This window comes from Colwellia sp. 12G3 (genome assembly GCF_002836775.1).
GTDB lineage: Bacteria > Pseudomonadota > Gammaproteobacteria > Enterobacterales > Alteromonadaceae > Colwellia.
Genome location: NZ_PJAQ01000012.1, coordinates 75,414 through 98,085 on the forward strand (window position 1 = coordinate 75,414; position 22,672 = coordinate 98,085).

The following is a 22,672-nucleotide window of genomic DNA, read 5'->3' on the forward strand; positions in this document are numbered from 1 at the left end:
TATATCGTGTAAAAGCATGTAATAAATGTATTTATGCGTATTTTGCGTCTAAAATAATTACAAAAATAAAATTGTAGGTCTTTATGCTAGACAAACTGTGGAAAAAGAAAAACTCAATGATGGTGGGGATTGATATTGGTTCCCATTCTGCGAAAGCGGTATTGTTAAGTCAGGGAAGTGAAGGCTTCGTAATAGAAGACTTCGCTATTGAACCAATGCCACGAGGTTCAGTAGTAGATCGCGAAATTCAAGATATTGAAGCCGTTGGTGCGGTAATAGCTAAAATACGAAAGAAAATCTCACCTAAGGCTACCGACGCTGCGGCTGCTGTGTCAGGGCAAACTGTTATCACTAAAGTGATCTATATGGATGTTGCTTTGACTGAGGATGAACTTGCTAGTCAAATAGAGATTGAAGCAGATAGCCTCATTCCATTCCCACTTGACGAAGTCAGCTTAGACTTTGAAACCTTAGATGTTAATGAGTCTGACCCAAGTAAAGTCAATGTATTGCTTAGTGCGGCTCGGACTGAATCAATTGAGGCACGTGTTGCAGCATTAGACGCAGGAGATTTCCACGCCAAAGTAATTGATGTTGAATCTTATGCCGTTGGCAGAGCTTATGAACTATGCTTAACACAACTACCAGAAGATGCGAAAGATAAAGTAGTAGCAATTGTTGATATTGGCTCAACGGTTACACTTTTCTCAGCGACGAATGCAGGTAAACATATCTATAGTCGTGACCAAATGTTTGGGGGAGAGCAATATACTCGTTCTATTGTGTCTTATTACAATAAATCATTTGAGCAAGCGGAAGAGGCAAAAACCACTAACGACTTACCACCCAATTATACCTTTGAAGTATTGGCACCTTTCCATACTGTTTTAATGCAGCAAATACGCCGCGCGATTCAAATGTTTTTGACTACTAGTGGTCAAGAAAAAGTTGATTATTTGTTGATTTCTGGTGGTACGGCCGCATTAGAGGGGATTGAAAGCTTACTTACTGATGAATTAGGCATACATACCGTTATTGCTAATCCATTCAATGATATGTCTTATGGTGACTCAATTGAACCAGGCGAACTTGAAATTGTTGCAGCTCAATTAATGGTGGCAACAGGTTTAGCCTTAAGGAGTTTTACGCCATGGCACATATAAATCTACTCCCTTGGCGCGAAGCTGCATTAAAGGCACAGCAAAAAGAATACTTTACCATTCTAGCTGCGGTTGTCTTACTGACTTTAGCACTGGTTCTATCTACAAACTTTTATTTTCAAGCGCGTATTGATGGCCAAAATAGTAAAAACCAATACCTGAAAAATGAAATTGCACAACTTGACATTCAAATTGATGAAATAAAAACCTTAAATGATAAAAAAGCGGCATTACAAAAACGAATTAATGTTGTGGAACAATTACAGCGTAGTCGAAATGTAGGTACGCAAGTACTTGACGAAATAGCTAAAATTATACCAAACGGTATTTATATCATTGAGTTAGAAAAACAAGGCAATACTATACAGTTGTCAGGGAAAAGTGAATCGAATAATCATTTAGCTAATATGATTCGTGCGGTGGAGTTATCTGATTTATTTATTGATGCTACCCCTGAGTCGATCACTGCGGATGACGGTTCACCTAAACTACTTAGTAGCTTCAAAATGAAAGTTAAAATTAAAGGTTTAGTAAATGATGCTAAGAAAGGGAGCAAATAATGAAATTTGATGCATCCCAATTTGACAATCTTGAACTTGATAATATAGGGCAGTGGCCAGCAGCAGCAAAACTACTCTTGGCTGTTTTTCTTGCAGGTACTGTCGCATTTCTAGGTTATATGGGCTTGATTAGCGACCAGATGAAAAACCTTGAACGTGCTTTCACTGAAGAAAGCACTTTAAAAGCATCTTATCGTAGTAAATATCATGTTGCGGCTAATTTAGAGTTGTTTCGTGCTCAGATGGTTGAGGCAGAAGATACCTTTGCTAATCAATTACGAAGTTTGCCTAATAGTCATGAAATTCCAGGGTTATTAGATGATATTACTTTTGTTGGTACAACCAGTGGCCTAGATTTTGTAAAATTAGAATGGCAACCAGAAATTAGTAAAGAAATTTACATCGAGTTACCGATTGATATTGAAGTCATAGGTCCGTATCACTCCTTTGGGCAGTTTGTAAGCAAAATTGCAGGCTTACCAAGAATTGTGACCTTGCATGACTTTAAAATAAGTATTTCACAAGGCGATAGTGAAACTTTACATTTAAAGTTGCAAGCTAAAACCTACCGCTATCAAGAGGAGGCAACCAAATGATAAATCATAATTTAACTTATAATACGTCGAAAATATTTAGCGTAATAGCGTTAACTTTGGTGTCAGGTTGTTTTGACGATACGACTGAAATAAAAACACATATGGCACAAGTCAAAGCAACAACAACTAATTATATTGACCCAATGCCTGAGGTAAACCCATTTAATCACATCGCTTATTCAGCAGATGATTTGCGTAGCCCATTTGTATTACCTAGACCGGAAGCTATTCAGCAAAAAATGCAACAAATGGCAGGGTGTTTAAGTCCTGATACTAATCGTCGTAAACAACCGTTAGAAAAATATGCCTTAAGTGACTTAACTATGCGCGGCACCTTAGGTGATGCAAGTATGCTCTGGGCTCTATTAGAAGCTTCAGATTTAAGCCTACATAGAGTTGCTTTAGGAAATTATCTTGGCTTGTATAATGGCCGAATTACACAAGTGAGTGCAAAGACAGTGAAAATAATTGAATTAGCTCCAGATGGTGCAGGATGTTGGGTAGAGCGTGAAGCTACATTGAATATAGTGCAATCTGAAGAGTCAAATAAGTAAAGGAATTAATAATGCTATTTAATCAAACGAAAAATTATAAAAGCTTTACTGCTATTAAAGAGCTCTGGCTAACCACTGTGTTTTTATTGTCTACAGTCTTGCTGTCATTTTCAGTAAATGCTGCTGATGAAGGTGACTCTGTAAATAACAATGAACTGGTTGGCATCTCATATAACACCATTCAAAGTGACCAAATTGTGCTTGTTTTCAGCTTTGCACAAAATATCACTAGCCTTCCTGAAGTTAAAACATCCATGACACCTGCTTTTGTTGAAGTGATTTTTGATGCTAATGCTTTTGCTAAAGACCAAAAGGAGACGCTAGTTAACCATGCTGGCGTTAAAGCAATTAATTTAGATGCTTCTACAGGAAAAGTTGTCGCGTTAATTAGTTTAGAGAAACTTGGCGTTTTTGATGTTTCATTAAATAACGACAAAGAATTTTCTATCACTTTTAACTATGGAGAATCAGCTGAAGTTGTTGAAACATTGAGCCCAGCAGGTGATGAGTTTATTAACCATATAGAATCAATAGACTTTAGGTTAAATAGTGATAATGAAGGACAAATATTAGTTTACCTAAAAGATAACATGCTCGCTGCAGATGTTAATGATAAATTAGGTAAATTAAATGTTGAATTCCATAACACTGAAATTATTGAAGATTTACTCTATAAATTAGATGTGACTGATTTTGGCACACTGGTTACTAGTATTGAGACTTTTAAAGAAGGTCGAAACGCACGCTTAGTTATCGAAGCAGATAGTGATTTTATTTTTACCCAGAAACAAGAAGAAAATTTATTTATTCTAACGGTAAAAGAAAAGCCTAAAAAAGAGCCTACTTACATCGGTGATACTGACGACTTTAATGGACGCAGTATTTCACTAAGCTTTCAGGATATTCCAGTTCGTACCGTTTTACAGATTATTGCTGATTACAATGAATTTAATTTAATTATCAGCGATACAGTAACAGGCAATATCACTCTTCGTCTAGATGGTGTTCCTTGGGACCAAGCATTAAGTATTATCTTAAAAGTGAAAGGCTTAGATAAGCGAATGCAGGGTAATATCTTAATGGTAGCTCCTGCCGATGAATTAGCGGCTCGTGAAGCACAAACCTTACAAGCAAAGCAACAAGTCGAAGAGTTGGCTCCTTTATATTCTGAGTATGTTCAAATTAATTACGCTAAAGCTGCTGAATTTTCTGAGTTAATCAAAAATGAAGATACTAGCATATTATCTATTCGTGGCAGTGTGTCAGTTGATGAACGTACCAATACACTACTGATACGTGATACAGCGAAAAGTATTGAAGATATTAAAAGAATGGTTACGATTCTTGATGTTGCTGTTCGTCAAGTTGTTATTGAAGCTAGAATGGTTACCGTTAAAGATAACATGAATGAAGAACTTGGTATTCGTTGGGGGGTCACTAATACTGATGGAGAAGGTACAGTTTCTGGTTCTTTAGAAGGGGTTGACACCGCACGCGGTGGTGATGTGCCTTCATTAGTCGATAGATTAAATGTTAACTTACCGGTTGCAACGCCAGCAGGTACTATTGCATTTCAAGTTGCTAGGTTAGCTAATGGAACTATTTTGGACCTTGAGTTATCAGCCTTAGAAAAAGAGAATAAAGGAGAGGTTATTGCTAGCCCGCGTATTACTACAGCAAACCAAAAGGAAGCTTATATTGAACAGGGTGTTGAAATCCCATACCAAGAAGCAGCTTCAAGTGGTGCTACTGCAACACAATTTAAAAAAGCCGTCTTAAGTTTAACGGTAACGCCACATATTACCCCTGATGATAAAATTATTTTAGACTTGGTCGTGACACAAGATACAGTATCTGAAGTGAAAAGCGGCCTCGCACCTGCGATTGATACTCAGCGTATTGGCACACAGGTTTTAGTTAATAATGGTGAGACTATAGTGCTAGGTGGTATATATCAACAAGCGATCATTAGCACAGTATCTAAGATTCCGGTTTTAGGTGATATTCCTTATCTGGGTTGGTTATTTAGAACTTCAAGCCAGTTAAATGAGAAAAAAGAACTGTTAATTTTCGTTACACCACGAATTGTAACTGAACACTTTTAAATATTTGTATTGTGAAAATCCATTAAATGACGTGTTGTTTCGTCATTTAATGGATTTTTTATTTTAATAAGTGGGTTTTTAACAAAGATAATACTATTGTTGCTTGCAATTTATGCATAACAATTGCGATAATTACGCCCTTGAAATTTCCGGGGGAGACCTCTTTTGCGTCAAAAGTACTATTTTATAGTATTTCAACTTTTGACTGTTCTGTTAACACAACGAGTATTAAGTAAATCTAATGGCAGAAAAACGTAATATATTCCTTATAGGCCCTATGGGTGCTGGTAAAAGCACTATCGGTAGAGAAATTGCAGACCGATTACATCTTGAGTTTTTTGACTCTGACCAAGAAATAGAGCGTCGTACAGGAGCAGACATTGCTTGGGTTTTTGATCTTGAAGGTGAAGAAGGTTTCCGCAGAAGAGAAGAAACGGTGATTGAAGACTTGAGTGAAAAACATGGTATTGTTTTAGCTACAGGTGGTGGTTCTGTAATCAGCACCAATGTTCGTAATCATTTGTCTGCTCGCGGTATCGTTGTTTACCTTGAAACAACTATCGATAAGCAAGTTGCTCGTACGCAACGTGACCGCCGCCGCCCACTTTTACAAACATCTGAAGAGCCACGTACAGTGTTGGAAAACTTGGCTGTTGAGCGTAATCCGTTTTATGAAGATATCGCTGATATTATCGTACAAACAGACGATCAAAGTGCAAAAGTTGTTGCTCATAAAATTATTGAGCGTCTCGACTTTTAATTTAACCCGCGTTGGAATCTAGTAGTATCCTAATATGGCAATTCTTAATCTTGATTTAGGTACGCGTAGTTACCCTATCTATATTGATTCAGGTCTGATAAATAAAACAGACCTGCTTTCAGCACATATTCGTGCAAAACGTGTATGCATTGTAACAAACGATATTGTTGCTCCTTTATACCTAGATTCATTAAAAGTGAAGTTAACAGACTTTACTGTAGATGAAGTCATACTTCCTGATGGTGAAGCTGAAAAAAGCTTAGCTAATTTTGAGGTTATTATGTCCCACTTACTTACAAATGAGCACGGTAGAGATACTACCTTAATTGCTTTAGGTGGCGGTGTTATAGGTGATATAACCGGCTTCGCAGCAGCATGTTATCAGCGTGGTATTGATTTTATACAAATTCCAACAACCCTACTTTCACAAGTAGATTCATCAGTTGGTGGAAAAACCGCGGTAAACCATCCTTTAGGTAAAAACATGGTAGGCGCTTTTTATCAGCCTAAAGCTGTTTTTATTGATATTGATAGCCTTACAACTCTGCCGACTCGTGAGTTTAATGCAGGAATGGCAGAAGTTATTAAGTATGGTATTTTAGGTGATAAGTCATTTTTCGTTTGGCTTGAAGATAATATCTCAGCGATTAAAACTGGTGATAAAATAGTATTAGCCCAGATGATTGAGCGATGCTGTCAATGCAAAGCTGACATTGTTGCGAGTGACGAGACTGAAGCAGGTATCAGAGCATTATTGAATTTAGGCCATACCTTTGGCCACGCTATAGAAGCTGAGCAGGGTTACGGTAATTGGTTACATGGTGAAGCTGTTGCTACTGGCATGGTACTTGCTGCTAAGTTAGCAGTAGCAATGAATTTGCTTGAAGTGTCAGAACTTCGTCGTATGGAAAAATTGATAGCAGCGTTTGATTTACCTGTAATTGCTCCTAAAGGTATGGGGTTCGCTGAATTTATTCGCCATATGCGTCGAGACAAAAAAAATATAGCCGGTAAGCTTAGGTTTATAATACCAACAGCTATTGGTCAATCTGAAATTCGTGACGATGTCACTCAGGATACGCTTCAACAAATTCTATAATTATCTTTCTCGTCGGTGAGTAACTGACGAGAAGAATTTTAAGCATAGAAAGGATTAAGCATGTCAGCAGCCGCAAACTCTTCTTCGGCATACCAAACACAACAAAAGCTAACAGAGAGTGATTCAATGTTGGCCGATGGAAGTTTGGGGATCAGTGTAACTTCACGGATCGATTACAACTTACGTTTCACTAAACAAGCTGTGTTAGTCGTAGGTAATAATACTGACCAATATACACAACTGGCTAGCCAGTTTCTTGTTAATCTATCCAATGTAAAGCCTATTGCCAGCCAAGTTGATAACCACATTAATGTGGCGTTTGTCTCAGCTTCTTCAAAGTTAAATGATATCCAAATACGTTGTCGATTAATTGAGCAATTATTTGTAAATACCTTATTTGATCCTGAACAATCTCTCGCTGTAAGTGTTTTACAATTCGGTAAGCAGCATGGTGAGGCTATTTCAATTGTTATAGACCATGCACATGCACTTTCTTTGCAAATTAAATATGAATTGTGCCAGTTAGTAAGTTTAGCCAAAAAAAATAAGCTTACAATTAACGTTATATTTTTTGGGCTAATTGAAGCTGCACAGCAACTTGCGATCAATAAAAGTTTGTTTAAAAATAAAATTGCTGTTATTGATGCTGGAACTGGCCAGGTAATGAGTTTAGATGATAAACAATTTATACTAAAAAAGGATGTGGATCCTTTATCGTTATTACAAAAGGTAAGTTTACTTGGCGCTATGGTACTTCTAGCTATTGCACTCATCTGGGTCTATCTGTTAATTGCAGAGGATGTAAATGTGCAAGCTTTCAACATTACGGAAAAAACTGTTCTGGAAAAGAGTAGTGAACATAGTTTATTACCAAGTAAATTGAACGACACCTCAGGTAATACATCGACCAGACAAATGCAGAAGAAACATAAAACTGAACCCGCGGAAAGTTCAAATAATGTTAGTAAATTGCCAGTATACGTCTTGGCAAGCAGTGAAGAAATTAATCAAGCTCTAATGACTATCTACTTAGCTAATCCTATTGAGAAAATATCCGCAGAAGTTGATGATGTTATGCAAGCCCTAGTTGTTGCAGATGATAAAATCGATATCCATGTTGATAATGCAGCAAGTAAAGAAATAGCTAACCAAATTAAAGTAGCTGAAATTACAAATAACTATTATCTAACTAAAGCAAAAGAATATGAAAATGGATATGTCGTCCAAATTGCTGGCTTTACAGATGAAACATTGTTGCAACGATTCTTAGCGCTTTACCCAGAAGAGAATTTTTATAACTATCAAAGAAAGCTTAATGATAAAAGCTTTACGGTTATCACCTCAAAGGTTTTTCAAAATAAAGCGGAAGCTAAAGCCACAATTCAGTTGTTACCAATACAACTTATCGAGCGCAAACCTTGGGTTAAGTCTATTTCATCCGTTATCAATGAAATTAATACCTTTACGCGATAATTCAAGCTACAATCCGCTCTGAATTTATTAAGTGAAGCTACTGCTTAAATCGGTAGCAAGAATAATAAAGATCGAACTTAGTTGAGGAAGGCTCTTACTAATACTTATTTTTATAAGATTAGACTTCTACACAGGGTTCCTGCACAGATCTATGCAAAATATAATAACTGCTATTATTCTCCTGAAAATAACGCCAGCATAAGTTGCAGTATTGGCAATAAGGCCTAGAGTGAGTAAAGATACATTGCAACCCAATATGCGATCTGCCTTAAAATGGGCCGGTGGAAAGAAACGAGTTATTGGTGATATCATGAAAGTTTTACCTGTTAAAGGTAAAAAAAGATTAGTAGAACCTTTCGTGGGTGGTGGCTCTGTTTTCTTGAATATAGACTTTGATGAATATTTATTAATAGATATGAATAAAGATCTTATTTCTCTGTTTAATATCATTAAAAATCAATCTGCTGAATTTATATTGGATGCTGAAAAATACTTTAATGGTGATAATAATCATTCTGAAAAGTATTATGATTTACGTAAACAGTTTAATGAATCTAATGACTCATACGAACGCTCAGTGCTATTCTTATATTTAAATCGACATGGTTATAATGGCCTTTGCCGTTACAATAAAAGTGGTGGCTATAATGTACCATTTGGAAGATATAAACATCCTTACTTTCCAAAAGCTGAAATAGAGTTTTTCTCACAGAAAGCGCAAAGAGCAACGTTTATCCAAGGTGATTTTGAAACAGCATTTTCTCAAATTAAAAGTGATGATGTTATTTATTGTGATCCACCATACTCGCCAATTAACAGAACAGCTAATTTCACCGCCTATGCAGGGAACTCATTTACGGATCAGGATCAGATACGATTAGTCGCTTGTGCTGAAAAAGCAAAAAAGCAGGGTGTGCCGACGCTTATTTCCAATCATCACGTAGAGTTTACTCGCGAACTTTATAAAAATGCCGATAAAAGAGAGCTTTTCCAAGTGCAGCGCTCAATTAGTCCGAAGGCTAAAGGACGAGTAAAAGTTAAAGAAGTATTAGCGCTTTATAAGTAACCTGAACTCTGGACAAGCAGCACTTGCTCAACATTCCCTTTTATCCCATTCTCAGCGTTAAAACGTCGATAAATAGCCAGCTATTCATAAACGTTTTGCCTTGATAATAGAATAGAATGAAACATTGATAGTGGATATAGCAACCTTGACCTTGTTATATCTTTGTTTTATAAGATAAATCAGTCTCTTCGCTTAAATATCAAGCACTCATTATCCAGAGTTCAGGTTAAGTAATATTTATATAGCTAAGTTAAAAGCATCAAGCTAATCTGCCACTAATTTTGGTGATATTACCTTATTTGAGATACTTAACGCGTTTTTACAGCTATAAATGATAAAACCCCCACTTTACCTTCAGCGCCAGCCGCAAGAAATACACTGTCATCACTGGCTAAACTGTAAAAGCCCTGATCAAATTTACCCGTTTTACTTGGTTGGTTACTAACAAGTGCTTGCCAAGTATTACCCGCATCATATGATATATCTGTGGCCGTTTTACCCGTAGTCAGACAAATCCAAGCTTGGCACGACATTGCCGTTCTCAATCCGATACTGCCAGTTTTTACTGATTGCCATTGACCATTAGATAACCGAGCCATGTTAGCGTATTCACTTTGTCTTTGTAGGTAATCTCCGCCGATAACAAAAGGCTGCTCTAGATGGTTTAATGCGACACCATACCCTCCAGACGTCTGCGTATCTTGATAAAGCGGCACTGAGTTACGCTGCCAAGTTTCACCGTAGTCATTACTTTCATAAACGGATGCGGAAAAACCACCCGTAGCAATCCATGCTTTGCCATTATTGCCAACAATTATACTATTACCACTCGCAGCAAAAGCCGCTTCTTTTGATTGAAGGCTAGGTATATTTTTTTTAGCTATTCGACGGAAAGTTTTACCACCATCAGTTGTTTTTTTAATGACATAATAACCATCAACAGGGTCACCTATTAACAAACCTTGTTGTTGATTCCAAAAGGCAATAGCATTAAAGAAGCCAAGTTTATCCCTATTTTGATAAAGTAATTGCCAATGGTTACCTCCGTCAGTGGTTTTGTATAAAGTTGAAAGTGCACCAGTACCAGCTCCCATTATTATTGCTGTGTGATTATCGAAAAGCTCGATATCTCGAAAGTCTCTTTTTAGCGCTATGGAAATGGATTTATCTTGCCATGTATTTCCTGCATCTTGACTGACAAAAATACTGTTATTGCTACCTGTTACCCAATAGGAGTCTTGTTTTATTGCCGTACCTCGTAAAGAGGCCTTATTTGGGATTGTTGAGTATGCCCATTTGGGTAGCTCACTCACCCTATTTACCTTGCTAATGCTTGCTGAGAATAAAGTTGATGAAAAAGTCGCAGAAATTAGCAGCGTATATAGAACGATTCTATTAAACATATTTGTCTTTTATTACATTATTGGTAGCAAAAGAATAAATTATTAGCTTTTAATAGCAAGGATTTTGTATACGATTTGTTTTTTGTGACGATGAGAGTACTTAGTATGACAAGGATAAACCTTTGTCAGAAGAGATTGAAAGTTAGATCCTAGAAATAATACCGAGCTATTCATTTTTACATAAGAGTGCTGGCTCAGCTTGGCATAACCAAACTAACAACCGCTATCAAGCATGTTATAAAAATTAGCACCGCTATGATGCCCGCAATAATAAAATGAGAGAGTTTACCTTGAGAGAAATCTCTTTTACGGTTACTTTCATTTTGTACGCCAAAGAAAGCCGCCGCAACACTTTTAAAAGTATTGATGATACTGCTTTTGGCGATAAAAGCTAAGGTCGATCTAATGGAGGCTATAATTGATCAACTCCACTAAATCTACAAAATGTAAATGTGTTGATTTGCTCTCACCAGATAACCAAGATATCCAGCTCTTACTGGACATATTGTTTGTGTGGCATGGATGATTTATATGGTTCATCGGTAAATTCGACTCAACAACCATACATGAACTGAGCAACTGTGCTTGTATGCTTTGACTGTTAGCATGTTTGTTCAGAATAAAAAGAAAAACCAGCGTAAGGGTGAAAGCAAAAGATAATTGCTTAAACCTTGAAAAATAGAAGTTTGTCATGATCCGTTTTGACATTTTCATATACTTTAAACTAAAAGAGGTGAACAATTATAAGCTATGTTCACCTCAATGTCTTTGATTGTTTTTTCTACTATTAATTATTCATTACTATGAGTAGTTATGCTTATAGATCGATATCAATGCTATAAGCAACATAGAATTTCATATCATCACTACTGCCACCATCATCGTAATCAGTTTTTGATACACCGAAGGTGAAGTTGTTTTTGCTTAATGAAACACCAAAGTCAGTTGAGTCTGTAGAGAAATCACCACTGTAATTACCAAGGTGAAAATTAACTTCTACTTCATTAGCAAGGGTTAAGGCATAATCGGCATTAACGTAAACAGAATCTCCAGCATCAATGCCGTCAGTTGAAGCCGATGTTAATACAGCTACACCTACTGTTAAGCCAGTAAAAGTAAAGCTACCGTAGATTTCAGAAAAATCAGCATCATCAGCATCGGGGTAAGCGTAATAAATGAAACCGACATCATATGACATACTTTCATTGATATCTGCACCAAAGCCACCGTACAAATCTAATTCAGTACCACCCCATGCATTTGATACCCAAGTACCAGCATAAAAACCTGAATCATTAGCATAATCAATACCACCAGAAACAGCAGCATCACCACCTGTTTGCTCAAGCCCACGCCATAAATAGTTGTTAGTAGCAGCTACGTTAGCTGATAAACCCTCAGTAGCTGATGCTTGGATAGAGATAGTTGAAGCCGCGAGTAATGCTGTCATAGCGATAGTCGTTATTGCTTTTTTCATAAAATGTCTCGTTATTGTTTGTTATAAAAAGTGTCTGACGATTAATTTGCAAGCATGATGCCTAGATTATAAATTATGACCGTTATTCTTCATGTTTTTTATATCTATAATAATCAGATGGTTAGTGTTTTGGTTGATTCTTATTATCGTAATTTTGTTTAGGTATCGGTAAGTTGATGGACCATATTGGTGCGCATTTTTAGTAAATGCTCATAAAAAGTGCAATAGGACGATCAATAGCAATAGCTAGGAACTCGCATTTTTAACTAGCATGGGTATAATACCTGCATATTTTTTTAGGAAACTTGCCCATGTCACCATTTTTAATTGCTCCTTCTATATTATCTGCCGACTTTGCTCGCTTAGGTGATGATGTTGCTAATGTCTTAGCGGCAGGTGCCGACGTTGTTCACTTTGACGTAATGGATAATCATTTTGTTCCAAATTTAACGTTTGGCCCTATGATATGTAAATCATTACGTGAATACGGTATTACGGCGCCAATTGATGTGCATTTGATGGTTAAAAACGTGGATACGCTTATCCCTGGTTTTGCTGAAGCGGGTGCTGACATTATCACCTTCCACCCTGAAGCCAGTGACCATATCGATAGAAGTTTACAATTAATTAAAGACAGTGGTTGTAAGGCTGGTTTAGTACTTAATCCAGCGACACCTTTACACTGTTTAGATTTTGTTATGGATAAACTTGATGTTATTTTATTAATGTCAGTTAATCCTGGTTTTGGTGGCCAATCTTTTATTCCAACAACATTAGACAAATTACGCTTGGTAAAAGAAAAAATTAAGCAAAGTGGTTATGACATTCGTTTACAAGTCGATGGTGGCGTTAAAGCAAATAATATCGCAGAAATTGCTGAAGCAGGTGCAGATATGTTTGTAGCCGGTTCGGCAATATTTTCTCAAGCTGACTATAAAGTAGCAATCGATGAGATGCGTAGTGAGTTAGCTAAAGTTTCTCAGTAAGTATGAAGTTAAAATTAGTAAAGCATTCAGAATTTAAAGGGTAAAAAAATGACAAGTAAACCTATTGTATTAAGTGGCTGTCAGCCGTCAGGCGAGTTAACTATTGGTAATTATTTAGGTGCATTGAAACAATGGGTTAATATGCAGTCAACACATGAGTGTTACTACATGCTTGTTGACCAACATGCAATAACCGTTCGTCCAAAAGCCGCAGATTTACGTAACGCAACGTTAGATGGTTTAGCTTTGTATTTAGCCTGTGGTGTTGACCCGGAGCAAAGCACTATATTTATTCAATCACATGTTCCTGAACATGCGCAATTGAGCTGGATACTAAGTTGCTATACCCAGATGGGTGAATTAAATCGCATGACTCAATATAAAGATAAGTCACAAAAGTCTGAAGCGAATATGAATGCTGGTTTATTTACTTATCCAGTATTGATGGCTGCTGATATTCTTCTTTACGGTGCAGACCGCGTTCCGGTAGGTGATGATCAAAAGCAACATTTAGAGTTAGCTCGAGATATCGCGACGCGTTTTAATAACCTTTACGGTGATATTTTCACGGTACCAGATCCGTTTATTCCTGAGCATGGTGCCCGTGTAATGAGCTTGCTTGAGCCGACTAAAAAAATGTCTAAGTCTGATACTAACCCAGGTAACTTCATTGGTTTATTAGAAGACCCTAAAAAAATTGCTAAGAAAATCAAACGCGCAGTAACTGATTCAGATGAGCAAGCTCGTATCTATTATGATCTTGAAGAAAAACCAGGTGTGTCTAACTTACTGTCATTATTATCGTGTGCAACAGGTAAGACTATTGCCGATTTAGTGCCTGATTATGAAGATAAAATGTATGGTCATTTAAAAGGTGATGTGGCGGATGCGGTAGTGGCTTTGTTAGAGCCCATTCAAGCTAAGTTCCATAAATACCGTGCAGATGAAGCCTTCTTAGAACAAGTCATGCGTAATGGTGCTGAGAAAGCTTCTGCTCGTGCTAGTAAAGTACTTACTGCGGTATACGATGCAGTAGGCTTTATTCCTCGTCCATTAATAAAGTGATTGAGTCTTAGGGGTTATACCAATCACACAAAATAAGTGATCATTTCTACTTGTTAAAAGTAATAATTACTGCGTTATTTATTTAATAATTAGAACAACTAGTTAGTTAAATAAATGCCTTGTACTTATCACTTTTTCCTACGTATAAAATAGGTCACTTAATTAATGTAATTGGTATTATAGTAAAGCTCAGCATTTAACGCGTTACAATATTGCTAGTACAGCATAATGAAAAAGGCTTGTTTTCGAAAGAAAATAAGCCTTTTTTGTCACCTTTATTTATAGTGTTTTCTTTTTATTCTTGCTGAGCTGCTTTATTTGCTTGTTCGAATAAAGCATTACTTTGCTCTAAAAAGCTAGCAACACTGTTGCTTTGTGCAATTAAATAGCTAGGTGCCATGATGGTAGCATTGTATTGTGGGTGTGGATTAAACTCTGGTTTTTTACTGTATTGTAATAAATAAGTACCACCGAACAGTAGTGTGGTAATGCTTAGTGCCACAATAATTCTGCGCTTCGCGCTTACATGAAAACCAATATAGCTATTTAACCAAAACAGACTAAACGCTAGGCCAATAGGAACTAGCGTAATAATCAAACCGAGTACTGAATTACTCGCGGAGTTAAAAGCAATAATCTCTTCCAATAGGTCACTGAGCCACAACAGAATAAAAAAGGTAAAGCTAATACCAAGCTGGGCTAGTATTCGCGGATCATGTTTGGTGAGGTGAGACACTAATGCCACGCCTGCAGGCCATAAAGCAAAGAGTAAGCTCATACTAAACGCACTAACAAACAGTTGGCTTATATTTGTTTCTGTCGGTTGGTTCAAATAGGAAATATTACCAGCGATAAGAATAAATAAAGCAATACTGGTAAATACCGCAACAGGATGGCGAATTAAATCAATGAGAGATTCAAATGGGCTAAAAGCAATAGTATCGGCAATGCTATGGTTCTTGAAGAGTATTCTTAGCTGGCTTTTACCTAAAATGATCACATCACCATCATTAATCACCTGTTTATGACCATCTTGTTTTTTGCATTCGCTGTTTTCTAAGGTGGTGCCATTAACTGAATTATTATCATGAATACACCAAGCGCCTTGAGAATAGTTTAACGATAAATGTTGAGGACAAATATGAGGGTCCGTTAAAATAATATCATTTTTATAATCTCGACCAATGGTAATATTATTCTGCTTTAGCCTATGACGATGTAACAACTTATGATTACGGGTGATTTCTTCAATAATAATCTCACCTTGCTCTATCGGTAAGTCATCATTTGAAACAGGTATTGTTGGCTCTGTTTCAATGATGCCAACTTTAGCATCTTTCATTATGTCTATCTCTACTTCCATGATACCGCCTCCATAAATTTACCGGTAAACTCCATGGCATTCTCTTGGCTAACACCAGCCAAAGTAAAGTGGCTTACTAAAGCTTGCTGGTTTTTATCAACACTCGCACCTAAGTACAAAACATCAAACAAGCCAGGGAAGTCTTTGTAAGCACGAGTACAGAAAACGCTTTTGTTCGTAATAGTATTACTTGTATTAGCGGTACTTGAAGGCGTAATTAAATCATTATTACACTGATATTCACTGACATCATCTTTGCCTGCTCTATTACCGGTACCCGCTCGAGATATTTGTTTCTGATATAAATGATAAAATTTATTATCACTTAAGTTTTTTGCCTGCATATAGCGAAATTCAATTTCGACACTACCGGTAAAAAAGTGTGATGAAATATAAGTGTTTTCATCTAAAGAACAATTAGCTATGGCAGCTAAAATAAGCGCATCTTTTTTATCCGCATTGGAATCCCCCCAACAGCGAATAAAGGGCACTTCAATAACAGGGAACATTGCCTTACCGGCAAGTTCTTTACTTTGCCAAGTATTATTAAGCAGTGCTTTCATCAATTTATTTTGATTTGAAAATAACTGTGCTGCCATTTGTTGCTTTATATCTTCAGGCGCTTCTTTATTGTAATCGTGAAATAGTTCAATCAACTTCTCGTGCGGAACTAAGAAGCCAATTTGATTACCTGAGGTAGCGACATTGATACCCACTACCTGTTCAGATTTATTAACGACAGGTCCGCCACTCATGCCTGAATTGATAGAGCCGGTAAAATGAATACGCTCATTGAAAGATTCTTTTTTCAAGCCATTGTAAGTACCAGGTACCACAATCATGCCTAAATCATGAGGATTACCTAAAGCAAATAATTTCTCACCTTTAATGGGTTTTGTATCAGAAAGCATAAAATAGGGCATGTCACCGTCAACCTGACGTTTGACTAACGCTAAATCATTAATAACATCGACACTTACCAAGTCCATTTCAGCAGTGTTGCCTTGGTAGTCTAAGTACTCAATGCGATACTTCTCAGGATGGCGTGCATAGCTCGAGATCACATGATAATTAGTGGCAATAATACCATCAGGACTTATCTGAAATCCCGAGCCAATCGACGACTTTTCACCGCTGGCTTTATCAATTAATTTAATTTGGTAAAGAGAGGGGGTGAGTTGGGCAAATATTTCTTCAGCTTGCTCAGTGGCAAAAGTAGTATGACTTAATAGTATAAAAACTAAGGTAAAAAAAGTTCTCATTCATCTTCCTATGGATAACCTATTCATCCATTGTGACATTAAATTAGTATTTGTCACCTATCAATCACATAAATAGTTAAGCTTGATTTGGATCGTAGTGTGTAAGTGAAAAGCCGCGTATGATTTTGGTAATCATTACGTGGATGGCGTATAGCTTTAGGAGCGGTTTTTGTGAAAAAAATATGTAATATTATTAACGCAGTTATGTTGGCAAGTTTAAGTTATTTAGTCGTTGCCAATGTCGTTGTTGCGCAGCAAATTGAAGCATTATGTATTGAAGGAAATACAGACTGTACTTTTGTGTTACTAAGTGAATTAACGAGTCAGCCAAGCAGTGGCGTGAATACTACGGCAAATGATAGCCTGATTTTGATCAATGAAAGCCGAGCGATAAAGCGCTTCTCTCCTTTTTCTACTTTTAAAGTACCAAACAGCTTAATAGGACTCGACACACAAATAATCAAAAATGCTAAACAGCCATTAACCTTTGATAAAGAAAAATATCCGGTGCAAAAGTGGTGGCCATCTGTGTGGAAGCTACCAGAGTATAACCTTAGTTCAGCCATTAAATTCTCAATGGTGGCGGTCTATCGTCAACTAGCAACGGATATTGGTCAGCAGAATATGCAATCTTATATCACTAGTTTTGCTTACGGCAATCAAGATATATCCTCAGGGCTAGACAACTTTTGGCTTAATGGCAGTATGAAAATATCAGCCGTTGAACAAGTACACTTTTTACAGAAAATGCATCAAGGCCTGTTAGCGGTAAAAGCCAAAAGTGTGGAGACTTTAAAAGAAGTGATGCTTGTTGAATCTAATGAAAATTATAAAATGTATGCAAAAACGGGTGCTGGTAAAGCCGACCCAGCAGATAAAAATAGTAAAGTCATGCTCGGTTGGTATGTTGGTTTTGTCGAAAATGGGCAAGGAGTGCATTATTTTGCCTTTAACTTTACTCGTGACTCTTATGCAAAAATGAAAGCCCTACGTGTTGGCATTGCTCGGAATCATTTGAAAAAGTTAGGTGTTATTTAATCTTTTTACGTTGCCAAGTATCACTTATTTGACCTAGCGCAAATAAGCGAGGTTTATGGTGCGACACTTTGTCGCACATTGCCAATTTCACTTTGTTTTCAAATGTAATCACTTACAAAATAAGGGGATATCAATTCTATAAATAGAATTCCTTTAATATTAATGTAAGTGAATAGTCCATGAATTTTCCTCTTAAACCTCTTGCTGTCGCAGTTAATCTCATTGTATTGGGTACTAGTGTTTTAGTGTTTCCTAGCTTAGCATTCCAATCTTCAACAAATATGGCCCAAGGCACTATCAAAGATATCGAAGTTATCACTATCTCAAATCAGCGTCATAATTCGCTAACAGATAATCAAAGTTATGCACAAGGTAAAACTACTGAAGCTGATTTAGCCAATTGGTTAGCTTCGGTGCCCGGCGCCAACATTAACAGTAATGGTCCTATTACCGGCATTGCACAATATCGCGGTTTATTTGGTGATAGGGTTGCCACCTCACTTGATGGTCATCCTATTATTGGCGCGGGTCCTAACGCTATGGATACACCGTTAAGTTATTCAACACCACTTATCGTTGATTCTATGACGGTTTATCGTGGCATTGCCCCTATATCTGCAGGTATGAATACACTAGGCGGCAGCATTGATATTAAAATGCGAAAAGCAGAGGTGATGAACACTGACAATGTACAAGCATCAGGTGATTTGCAAGCGGGTTACCGCCGTAATAACAACGCCAGTTCACTTTCCGGTGTAACCAATCTAGCTAAAGGTGATGTTGCGATATTACTGTATGGTAATACTCAAGCTGGCAATAGTATGGAGAGCGGTGATGGCACCGTTATAACACCAACCGACTTTGATAAAACCCAAGCAGGTTTTGATGTCAGACATTCAGTAGAAAATAATACGGCTGGTTTAAGTTATCACTACACTAAAACGACCGATTCGGGAACGCCAGCGTTACCGATGGACATTGAATACATTGAAAGCCAGCGTATTAATCTTGATGGTAACTTTCAACTCACTGATTGGCAAGGTGAGTGGTCTTTAGGTTACCTTGATGCTGATCATGGTATGACTAATTTCCTTATGCGTGCGCATGATCCCATGAAGAAGCGTCGTAACACCGCCGTTGCAGATACGACTGATTTTAAATTTGTATTAAATCGTGAGTTTAGTTTTGGTGAATTAAGTTTTGGACTTGATGGCTACCTAGCAAGCCACGACTCTGTTATCACTAACCCAAGTAATGAAATGTTTGAGGTGGTTAATTTTAACAATGTCACAGATGACCGTGTTGCCTTATTTACTGAATGGCAAAATACTTATCGCCAAACGACTATTCAGTTAGGTGTTAGAGTGAAACACGCTAAATCAAATGCTGATGAAGTTAGCGGTAACATGGCGATGAATATGGCAATGGGCGATATGAACTCAAATATGGCTAGCATGACAATGCCAAGTATGGGCGAATTATTAAGTGATCTTGAACATAATTTCAATAATGCTAACCGAAAAGTATCCGATACAAATGTCGATATGGCACTAAGCACTCAAACCCAGTTGAGTGAATCTTTATCGCTTTATGTCGGAGTTGGCATTAAAAACCGCGCACCATCTTATCAAGAGCGTTACTTATGGACACCAATGGAATCGACGGGTGGTTTAGCGGATGGTCATACCTATATTGGCGATATTAACCTTGAGTCTGAAACTGCTTTCCAAGGTGATCTTGGCTTAACTTGGCAAAGTAGCGACTTTATGATTGCGCCACATGTTTTTTATCAAAATATTGATAATTATATTCAAGGTACGCCAATGGAAATGCAAGATGCTTCCGCTAAAATTCTGGCTTCTATGATGGCTAGCGATGATAACGCGCTTAAATTTAGTAACGTTGATGCTAAGTTATATGGTGCGGATGTTAACTGGTATTACAATATTAACGATATCTTCCAATTATCGGGTATTGCCAGCTACGTCAAAGGTGAACGTGGTGATATTGATGACAACCTATATCGTATTGCGCCACTTAATGGCCAAGTAAGCTTTACCTACCATAGTGATAATATCATTGGTAACTTAACTCTAGTCGCGGTTGCAGCACAAAATGATGTATCAGAAACGAATACCGAGCAGGCTACCGCCGGTTACGGTTTAGTCAATATCGATCTTGAGTACTTTGTTACGACAGACTTTACCCTTCGTGGCGGTGTTGATAACTTACTTGATAGGGAATATCAAAATCACTTAGGTGGTTATAATCGCGTTAAAGAGGTTGAAACGCCAGTAATGCATAGATTACCAAGTGAAGGTTTGAGTGCTTGGGTAGAAGCAACCTATTCTTTCTAGAGAGGACATTAATAAAACGCTACTTTCCAGATGAATCTATTTTAACATTCAATAAAGCCAATATCACCAATATCTTTAATAGTGGTGATATTGGCTTTTTACGGATGACTCATCCTTAATGGCTATCGATTGTAGTTCAAATCGCCATGATAGCCTGACTTAATTCAGGCGATATTTTAGATCGAACCCTAATGAATGATTTTAGGCTATTATTACTAATAGCGTGTCTTAATATTAATGTTGGCTTTTTGATTGTGTCACTATTATCAAGATAATGATAAAAGCATCATTATTACTAACATAACTAGGTGAAAATAAATATTTCCAATGAAAAAGGAAGTCCTTATGAGTTTATTAAAATTTACTGTTTCAGCACTAACCGTTGCTATTTTATCGAGTGTGTCGGCCAATTCAATGGCAGAGCGCTTTATCATTCAAGTTGATAATAATAACAAAGGTGTCGTTAAAGCTCTGGCTAAAAAATTAGGTGGTGATGTTCACCTTGATGCCAATGGTTTTATCGCTGCAAGTTTTGCAGGAAAGGATCTTGCTCAAGTAAAAGGACTTCTTAGTAACCCACAGATTAAATTAATTGAAGTCGATCAAAAACGTCATTTAATGTCACTTTATAATGATGTTGGCAATCTAATAACGGGTCAAGTAATACCTTATGCTGTTGAGCAATCAGAAGCTGACCAAGTTGTTTTTAACAAAAATACGGGGATTAAAGTTTGTATTATTGACTCTGGGTTAGATCACACTAATCCAGACTTTTATCGCGATAATGACAATATAACAGGATCAAATGATACCGGCACTGGTAATTGGTTTGATCATGGTGGTCCTCACGGCACTCATGTTGCCGGAACTATTGGTGCTGATGATAATAGCTTTGGAGTTATTGGGATGGCTCCCGGTGTATCAATGCATATTGTTAAAGTATTTAATGAAGATGGTTGGGGTTACTCCTCTGATCTAGCGCATGCAGCAGAGAAATGTACAATTGCTGGCGCCAATATTATTAGTATGAGCCTTGGTGGCGGTGGGGCAAATAACACTGAAGAAAATGCATTTAAGGCATTTACTGATGCAGGTGGTTTAGTGGTAGCGGCGGCTGGTAATGACGGCAATAATGCTCGCTCCTATCCTGCTGGCTATGCTTCCGTGATGATGGTTGGTGCAAATGATGCTGATAATAATATTGCTAATTTTTCACAATATCCAGCTTGTGAAGTAACTTTTGTTGGTCGTGGCAAACCTAGAACTATCAGTGATGAAAATATTTGTGTTGAAGTCACCGCAGGTGGAGTTAATACTTTATCAACTTACCCTGCCGGTATGGCTACATCAGCGAGTATGACCGCTGGCGATGTTCCCTATGAAAGCTCAGCTATGGAAAATTCGGGCTCAGCAGTGGGAGATACTTATTATATGGGCACAGCTGAAGCAATAGATAATGGTGCTAACGGTAAGATTTGTGTTATCGACCGTGGTGTTATTTCATTCCATGACAAAGTTAAAAATTGTGAAGATTCATATGGTCTTGGTGCCATTATAATTAATAACGTAGCGGGTATGCTATATGGCACTTTAGGTGGTACTAACACAACTAGCATTCCTGCTGTTGGCGCAGCTCAAGAAGATGGCGTTGCTATTCGTGCAGCAGGTACAGCAACTGTTGATGTTGCCGCAAGCGATTATGGCTATATGAGTGGTACTTCCATGGCAACACCTGCGGTTTCAGGGGTTGCTGCTCTAGTTTGGTCTAATTATCCTGCTTGTACTGGTGCGGAAATTCGTCATGTATTAAAAGCAACTGCACTAGATGGTGGTGCAGCAGGAAAAGATGTGTATTTTGGTTATGGTATTGTCAAAGCAAAAGCTGCCAGTGATTATTTAACCGCTGGGGGCTGTGGTGTTATTACGGATCCAAAACCGGATCCTGAGCCTATAGATGCTATTACTTTAACAGCTAGCTTTAAGGGAAAGAAAGTGAACTTATCTTGGTCTGGTCTAGCAGGTACTGCTGTTGACATATTTCGAGATAGTATAAACATTTCGACCACAGCCAATGATGGCAGTTATAATGACCGTATAAATGAAAATATCAATTCATATACCTATCAGGTGTGTGAAGAAGGAACCGATACTTGTAGTGAACTTGTTACTGTTTATTTTTAAGCAATGCAAAAGTAATTAGTCATCCTTAATCAGATGAAAAAAAAGAGAATGAGCCAAGACTTTAGGTCTTGGCTTTTTTATGGTCATTCTCTTTATCAGAGGGTAACGATAGCGTTTCTAATCACAGTTTAATCCTATATATTGAAACTGATTAACGATAAAGCATT

General features: G+C 37.4%; 19 protein-coding genes. 14 read left to right on the forward strand and 5 right to left on the reverse strand.

Going from position 1 to position 22,672, the window contains the following annotated elements; translation table 11 throughout:
- The first annotated feature begins 83 nt into the window (after positions 1-83).
- The 9 genes from CXF71_RS04815 to CXF71_RS04855 all read left to right on the forward strand — a co-directional run bounded on the left by CXF71_RS04815 (position 84) and on the right by CXF71_RS04855 (position 9,373).
- Positions 84-1,163, forward strand: coding sequence for a pilus assembly protein PilM (locus CXF71_RS04815; protein ID WP_101231844.1), 1,080 nt, complete (start codon positions 84-86; stop codon positions 1,161-1,163).
- Positions 1,151-1,720 (forward strand): PilN domain-containing protein, encoded by a 570-nt coding sequence (locus CXF71_RS04820; RefSeq protein ID WP_101231845.1) that lies wholly within the window; start codon positions 1,151-1,153, stop codon positions 1,718-1,720. Before CXF71_RS04815 ends, CXF71_RS04820 begins: the two co-directional genes overlap by 13 nt.
- On the forward strand, positions 1,720-2,316 hold the full coding sequence (locus CXF71_RS04825) for a type 4a pilus biogenesis protein PilO (RefSeq protein ID WP_101231846.1): 597 nt from the start codon (positions 1,720-1,722) through the stop codon (positions 2,314-2,316). The genes CXF71_RS04820 and CXF71_RS04825 overlap by 1 nt, the downstream gene beginning before the upstream one ends.
- Positions 2,313-2,870, forward strand: a complete 558-nt coding sequence (locus CXF71_RS04830) for a pilus assembly protein PilP (protein WP_101231847.1) — start codon at positions 2,313-2,315, stop codon at positions 2,868-2,870. The genes CXF71_RS04825 and CXF71_RS04830 overlap by 4 nt, the downstream gene beginning before the upstream one ends.
- Before the next feature lie 11 nt (positions 2,871-2,881).
- Positions 2,882-4,975: a type IV pilus secretin PilQ gene (locus CXF71_RS04835; RefSeq protein WP_101231848.1), complete on the forward strand. Its 2,094-nt coding sequence runs from the start codon at positions 2,882-2,884 to the stop codon at positions 4,973-4,975.
- 241 nt (positions 4,976-5,216) lie between these two features.
- A complete protein-coding gene (gene aroK / locus CXF71_RS04840; RefSeq protein ID WP_101231849.1) occupies positions 5,217-5,735 on the forward strand; it encodes a shikimate kinase AroK in 519 nt (172 codons plus the stop codon).
- Between the two features lie 34 nt (positions 5,736-5,769).
- On the forward strand, positions 5,770-6,834 hold the full coding sequence (gene aroB, locus CXF71_RS04845) for a 3-dehydroquinate synthase (protein ID WP_101231850.1): 1,065 nt from the start codon (positions 5,770-5,772) through the stop codon (positions 6,832-6,834).
- A 60-nt stretch (positions 6,835-6,894) separates the two neighbouring features.
- The gene (locus tag CXF71_RS04850) at positions 6,895-8,307 is read left to right on the forward strand and encodes an SPOR domain-containing protein (protein WP_101231851.1); all 1,413 of its coding nucleotides are present in this window, start codon (positions 6,895-6,897) and stop codon (positions 8,305-8,307) included.
- 256 nt (positions 8,308-8,563) lie between these two features.
- Positions 8,564-9,373: a Dam family site-specific DNA-(adenine-N6)-methyltransferase gene (locus CXF71_RS04855; RefSeq protein WP_198559836.1), complete on the forward strand. Its 810-nt coding sequence runs from the start codon at positions 8,564-8,566 to the stop codon at positions 9,371-9,373.
- A 308-nt stretch (positions 9,374-9,681) separates the two neighbouring features.
- Here the strand turns inward: CXF71_RS04855 and CXF71_RS04860 are convergent, their stop codons facing one another.
- The 3 genes from CXF71_RS04860 to CXF71_RS04870 all read right to left on the reverse strand — a co-directional run bounded on the left by CXF71_RS04860 (position 9,682) and on the right by CXF71_RS04870 (position 12,253).
- Positions 9,682-10,776, reverse strand: coding sequence for a WD40/YVTN/BNR-like repeat-containing protein (locus tag CXF71_RS04860; RefSeq protein WP_157826693.1), 1,095 nt, complete (start codon positions 10,774-10,776; stop codon positions 9,682-9,684).
- Between the two features lie 194 nt (positions 10,777-10,970).
- On the reverse strand, positions 10,971-11,195 hold the full coding sequence (locus CXF71_RS04865; protein ID WP_332871768.1) for a DUF2970 domain-containing protein: 225 nt from the start codon (positions 11,193-11,195) through the stop codon (positions 10,971-10,973).
- A gap of 398 nt (positions 11,196-11,593) precedes the next feature.
- Positions 11,594-12,253, reverse strand: a complete 660-nt coding sequence (locus CXF71_RS04870) for a TorF family putative porin (protein WP_101231853.1) — start codon at positions 12,251-12,253, stop codon at positions 11,594-11,596.
- A gap of 311 nt (positions 12,254-12,564) precedes the next feature.
- Here CXF71_RS04870 and rpe point away from each other — a divergent pair, with 311 nt between their 5' ends.
- Together rpe and trpS are read left to right on the forward strand one after the other, a co-directional pair.
- Positions 12,565-13,239: a ribulose-phosphate 3-epimerase gene (gene rpe / locus CXF71_RS04875; protein ID WP_101231854.1), complete on the forward strand. Its 675-nt coding sequence runs from the start codon at positions 12,565-12,567 to the stop codon at positions 13,237-13,239.
- Positions 13,240-13,287: 48 nt separating this feature from the next.
- Entirely contained in the window at positions 13,288-14,304 is a 1,017-nt protein-coding gene (gene trpS, locus CXF71_RS04880) for a tryptophan--tRNA ligase (protein WP_101231855.1), read from the forward strand.
- Between the two features lie 295 nt (positions 14,305-14,599).
- Here the strand turns inward: trpS and CXF71_RS04885 are convergent, their stop codons facing one another.
- Positions 14,600-15,667, reverse strand: coding sequence for an FHA domain-containing protein (locus CXF71_RS04885; RefSeq protein WP_101231856.1), 1,068 nt, complete (start codon positions 15,665-15,667; stop codon positions 14,600-14,602).
- Positions 15,658-16,929: a S1C family serine protease gene (locus CXF71_RS04890; protein ID WP_101231857.1), complete on the reverse strand. Its 1,272-nt coding sequence runs from the start codon at positions 16,927-16,929 to the stop codon at positions 15,658-15,660. Before CXF71_RS04890 ends, CXF71_RS04885 begins: the two co-directional genes overlap by 10 nt.
- Before the next feature lie 171 nt (positions 16,930-17,100).
- Here CXF71_RS04890 and CXF71_RS04895 point away from each other — a divergent pair, with 171 nt between their 5' ends.
- The 3 genes from CXF71_RS04895 to CXF71_RS04905 all read left to right on the forward strand — a co-directional run bounded on the left by CXF71_RS04895 (position 17,101) and on the right by CXF71_RS04905 (position 22,505).
- Positions 17,101-17,967, forward strand: a complete 867-nt coding sequence (locus CXF71_RS04895) for a penicillin-binding transpeptidase domain-containing protein (RefSeq protein ID WP_101231858.1) — start codon at positions 17,101-17,103, stop codon at positions 17,965-17,967.
- 179 nt (positions 17,968-18,146) lie between these two features.
- Positions 18,147-20,324 (forward strand): TonB-dependent receptor, encoded by a 2,178-nt coding sequence (locus CXF71_RS04900; RefSeq protein WP_101231859.1) that lies wholly within the window; start codon positions 18,147-18,149, stop codon positions 20,322-20,324.
- A 345-nt stretch (positions 20,325-20,669) separates the two neighbouring features.
- A complete protein-coding gene (locus tag CXF71_RS04905) occupies positions 20,670-22,505 on the forward strand; it encodes a S8 family serine peptidase (protein ID WP_101231860.1) in 1,836 nt (611 codons plus the stop codon).
- Positions 22,506-22,672: the final 167 nt, after the last annotated feature.

Coding starts and splice junctions, on each gene's coding strand:
- CXF71_RS04890 (WP_101231857.1), bottom strand. CDS start 16,929: ATGAGAACTTTTTTTACCTTAGTTTTTATACTATTAAGTCATACTACT.
- CXF71_RS04860 (WP_157826693.1), bottom strand. CDS start 10,776: ATGTTTAATAGAATCGTTCTATATACGCTGCTAATTTCTGCGACTTTT.
- CXF71_RS04885 (WP_101231856.1), bottom strand. CDS start 15,667: ATGGAAGTAGAGATAGACATAATGAAAGATGCTAAAGTTGGCATCATT.
- CXF71_RS04850 (WP_101231851.1), top strand. CDS start 6,895: ATGTCAGCAGCCGCAAACTCTTCTTCGGCATACCAAACACAACAAAAG.
- aroB (WP_101231850.1), top strand. CDS start 5,770: ATGGCAATTCTTAATCTTGATTTAGGTACGCGTAGTTACCCTATCTAT.
- CXF71_RS04900 (WP_101231859.1), top strand. CDS start 18,147: ATGAATTTTCCTCTTAAACCTCTTGCTGTCGCAGTTAATCTCATTGTA.
- trpS (WP_101231855.1), top strand. CDS start 13,288: ATGACAAGTAAACCTATTGTATTAAGTGGCTGTCAGCCGTCAGGCGAG.
- CXF71_RS04855 (WP_198559836.1), top strand. CDS start 8,564: ATGCGATCTGCCTTAAAATGGGCCGGTGGAAAGAAACGAGTTATTGGT.
- aroK (WP_101231849.1), top strand. CDS start 5,217: ATGGCAGAAAAACGTAATATATTCCTTATAGGCCCTATGGGTGCTGGT.
- CXF71_RS04820 (WP_101231845.1), top strand. CDS start 1,151: ATGGCACATATAAATCTACTCCCTTGGCGCGAAGCTGCATTAAAGGCA.
- CXF71_RS04905 (WP_101231860.1), top strand. CDS start 20,670: ATGAGTTTATTAAAATTTACTGTTTCAGCACTAACCGTTGCTATTTTA.
- rpe (WP_101231854.1), top strand. CDS start 12,565: ATGTCACCATTTTTAATTGCTCCTTCTATATTATCTGCCGACTTTGCT.
- CXF71_RS04825 (WP_101231846.1), top strand. CDS start 1,720: ATGAAATTTGATGCATCCCAATTTGACAATCTTGAACTTGATAATATA.
- CXF71_RS04815 (WP_101231844.1), top strand. CDS start 84: ATGCTAGACAAACTGTGGAAAAAGAAAAACTCAATGATGGTGGGGATT.
- CXF71_RS04870 (WP_101231853.1), bottom strand. CDS start 12,253: ATGAAAAAAGCAATAACGACTATCGCTATGACAGCATTACTCGCGGCT.
- CXF71_RS04835 (WP_101231848.1), top strand. CDS start 2,882: ATGCTATTTAATCAAACGAAAAATTATAAAAGCTTTACTGCTATTAAA.
- CXF71_RS04830 (WP_101231847.1), top strand. CDS start 2,313: ATGATAAATCATAATTTAACTTATAATACGTCGAAAATATTTAGCGTA.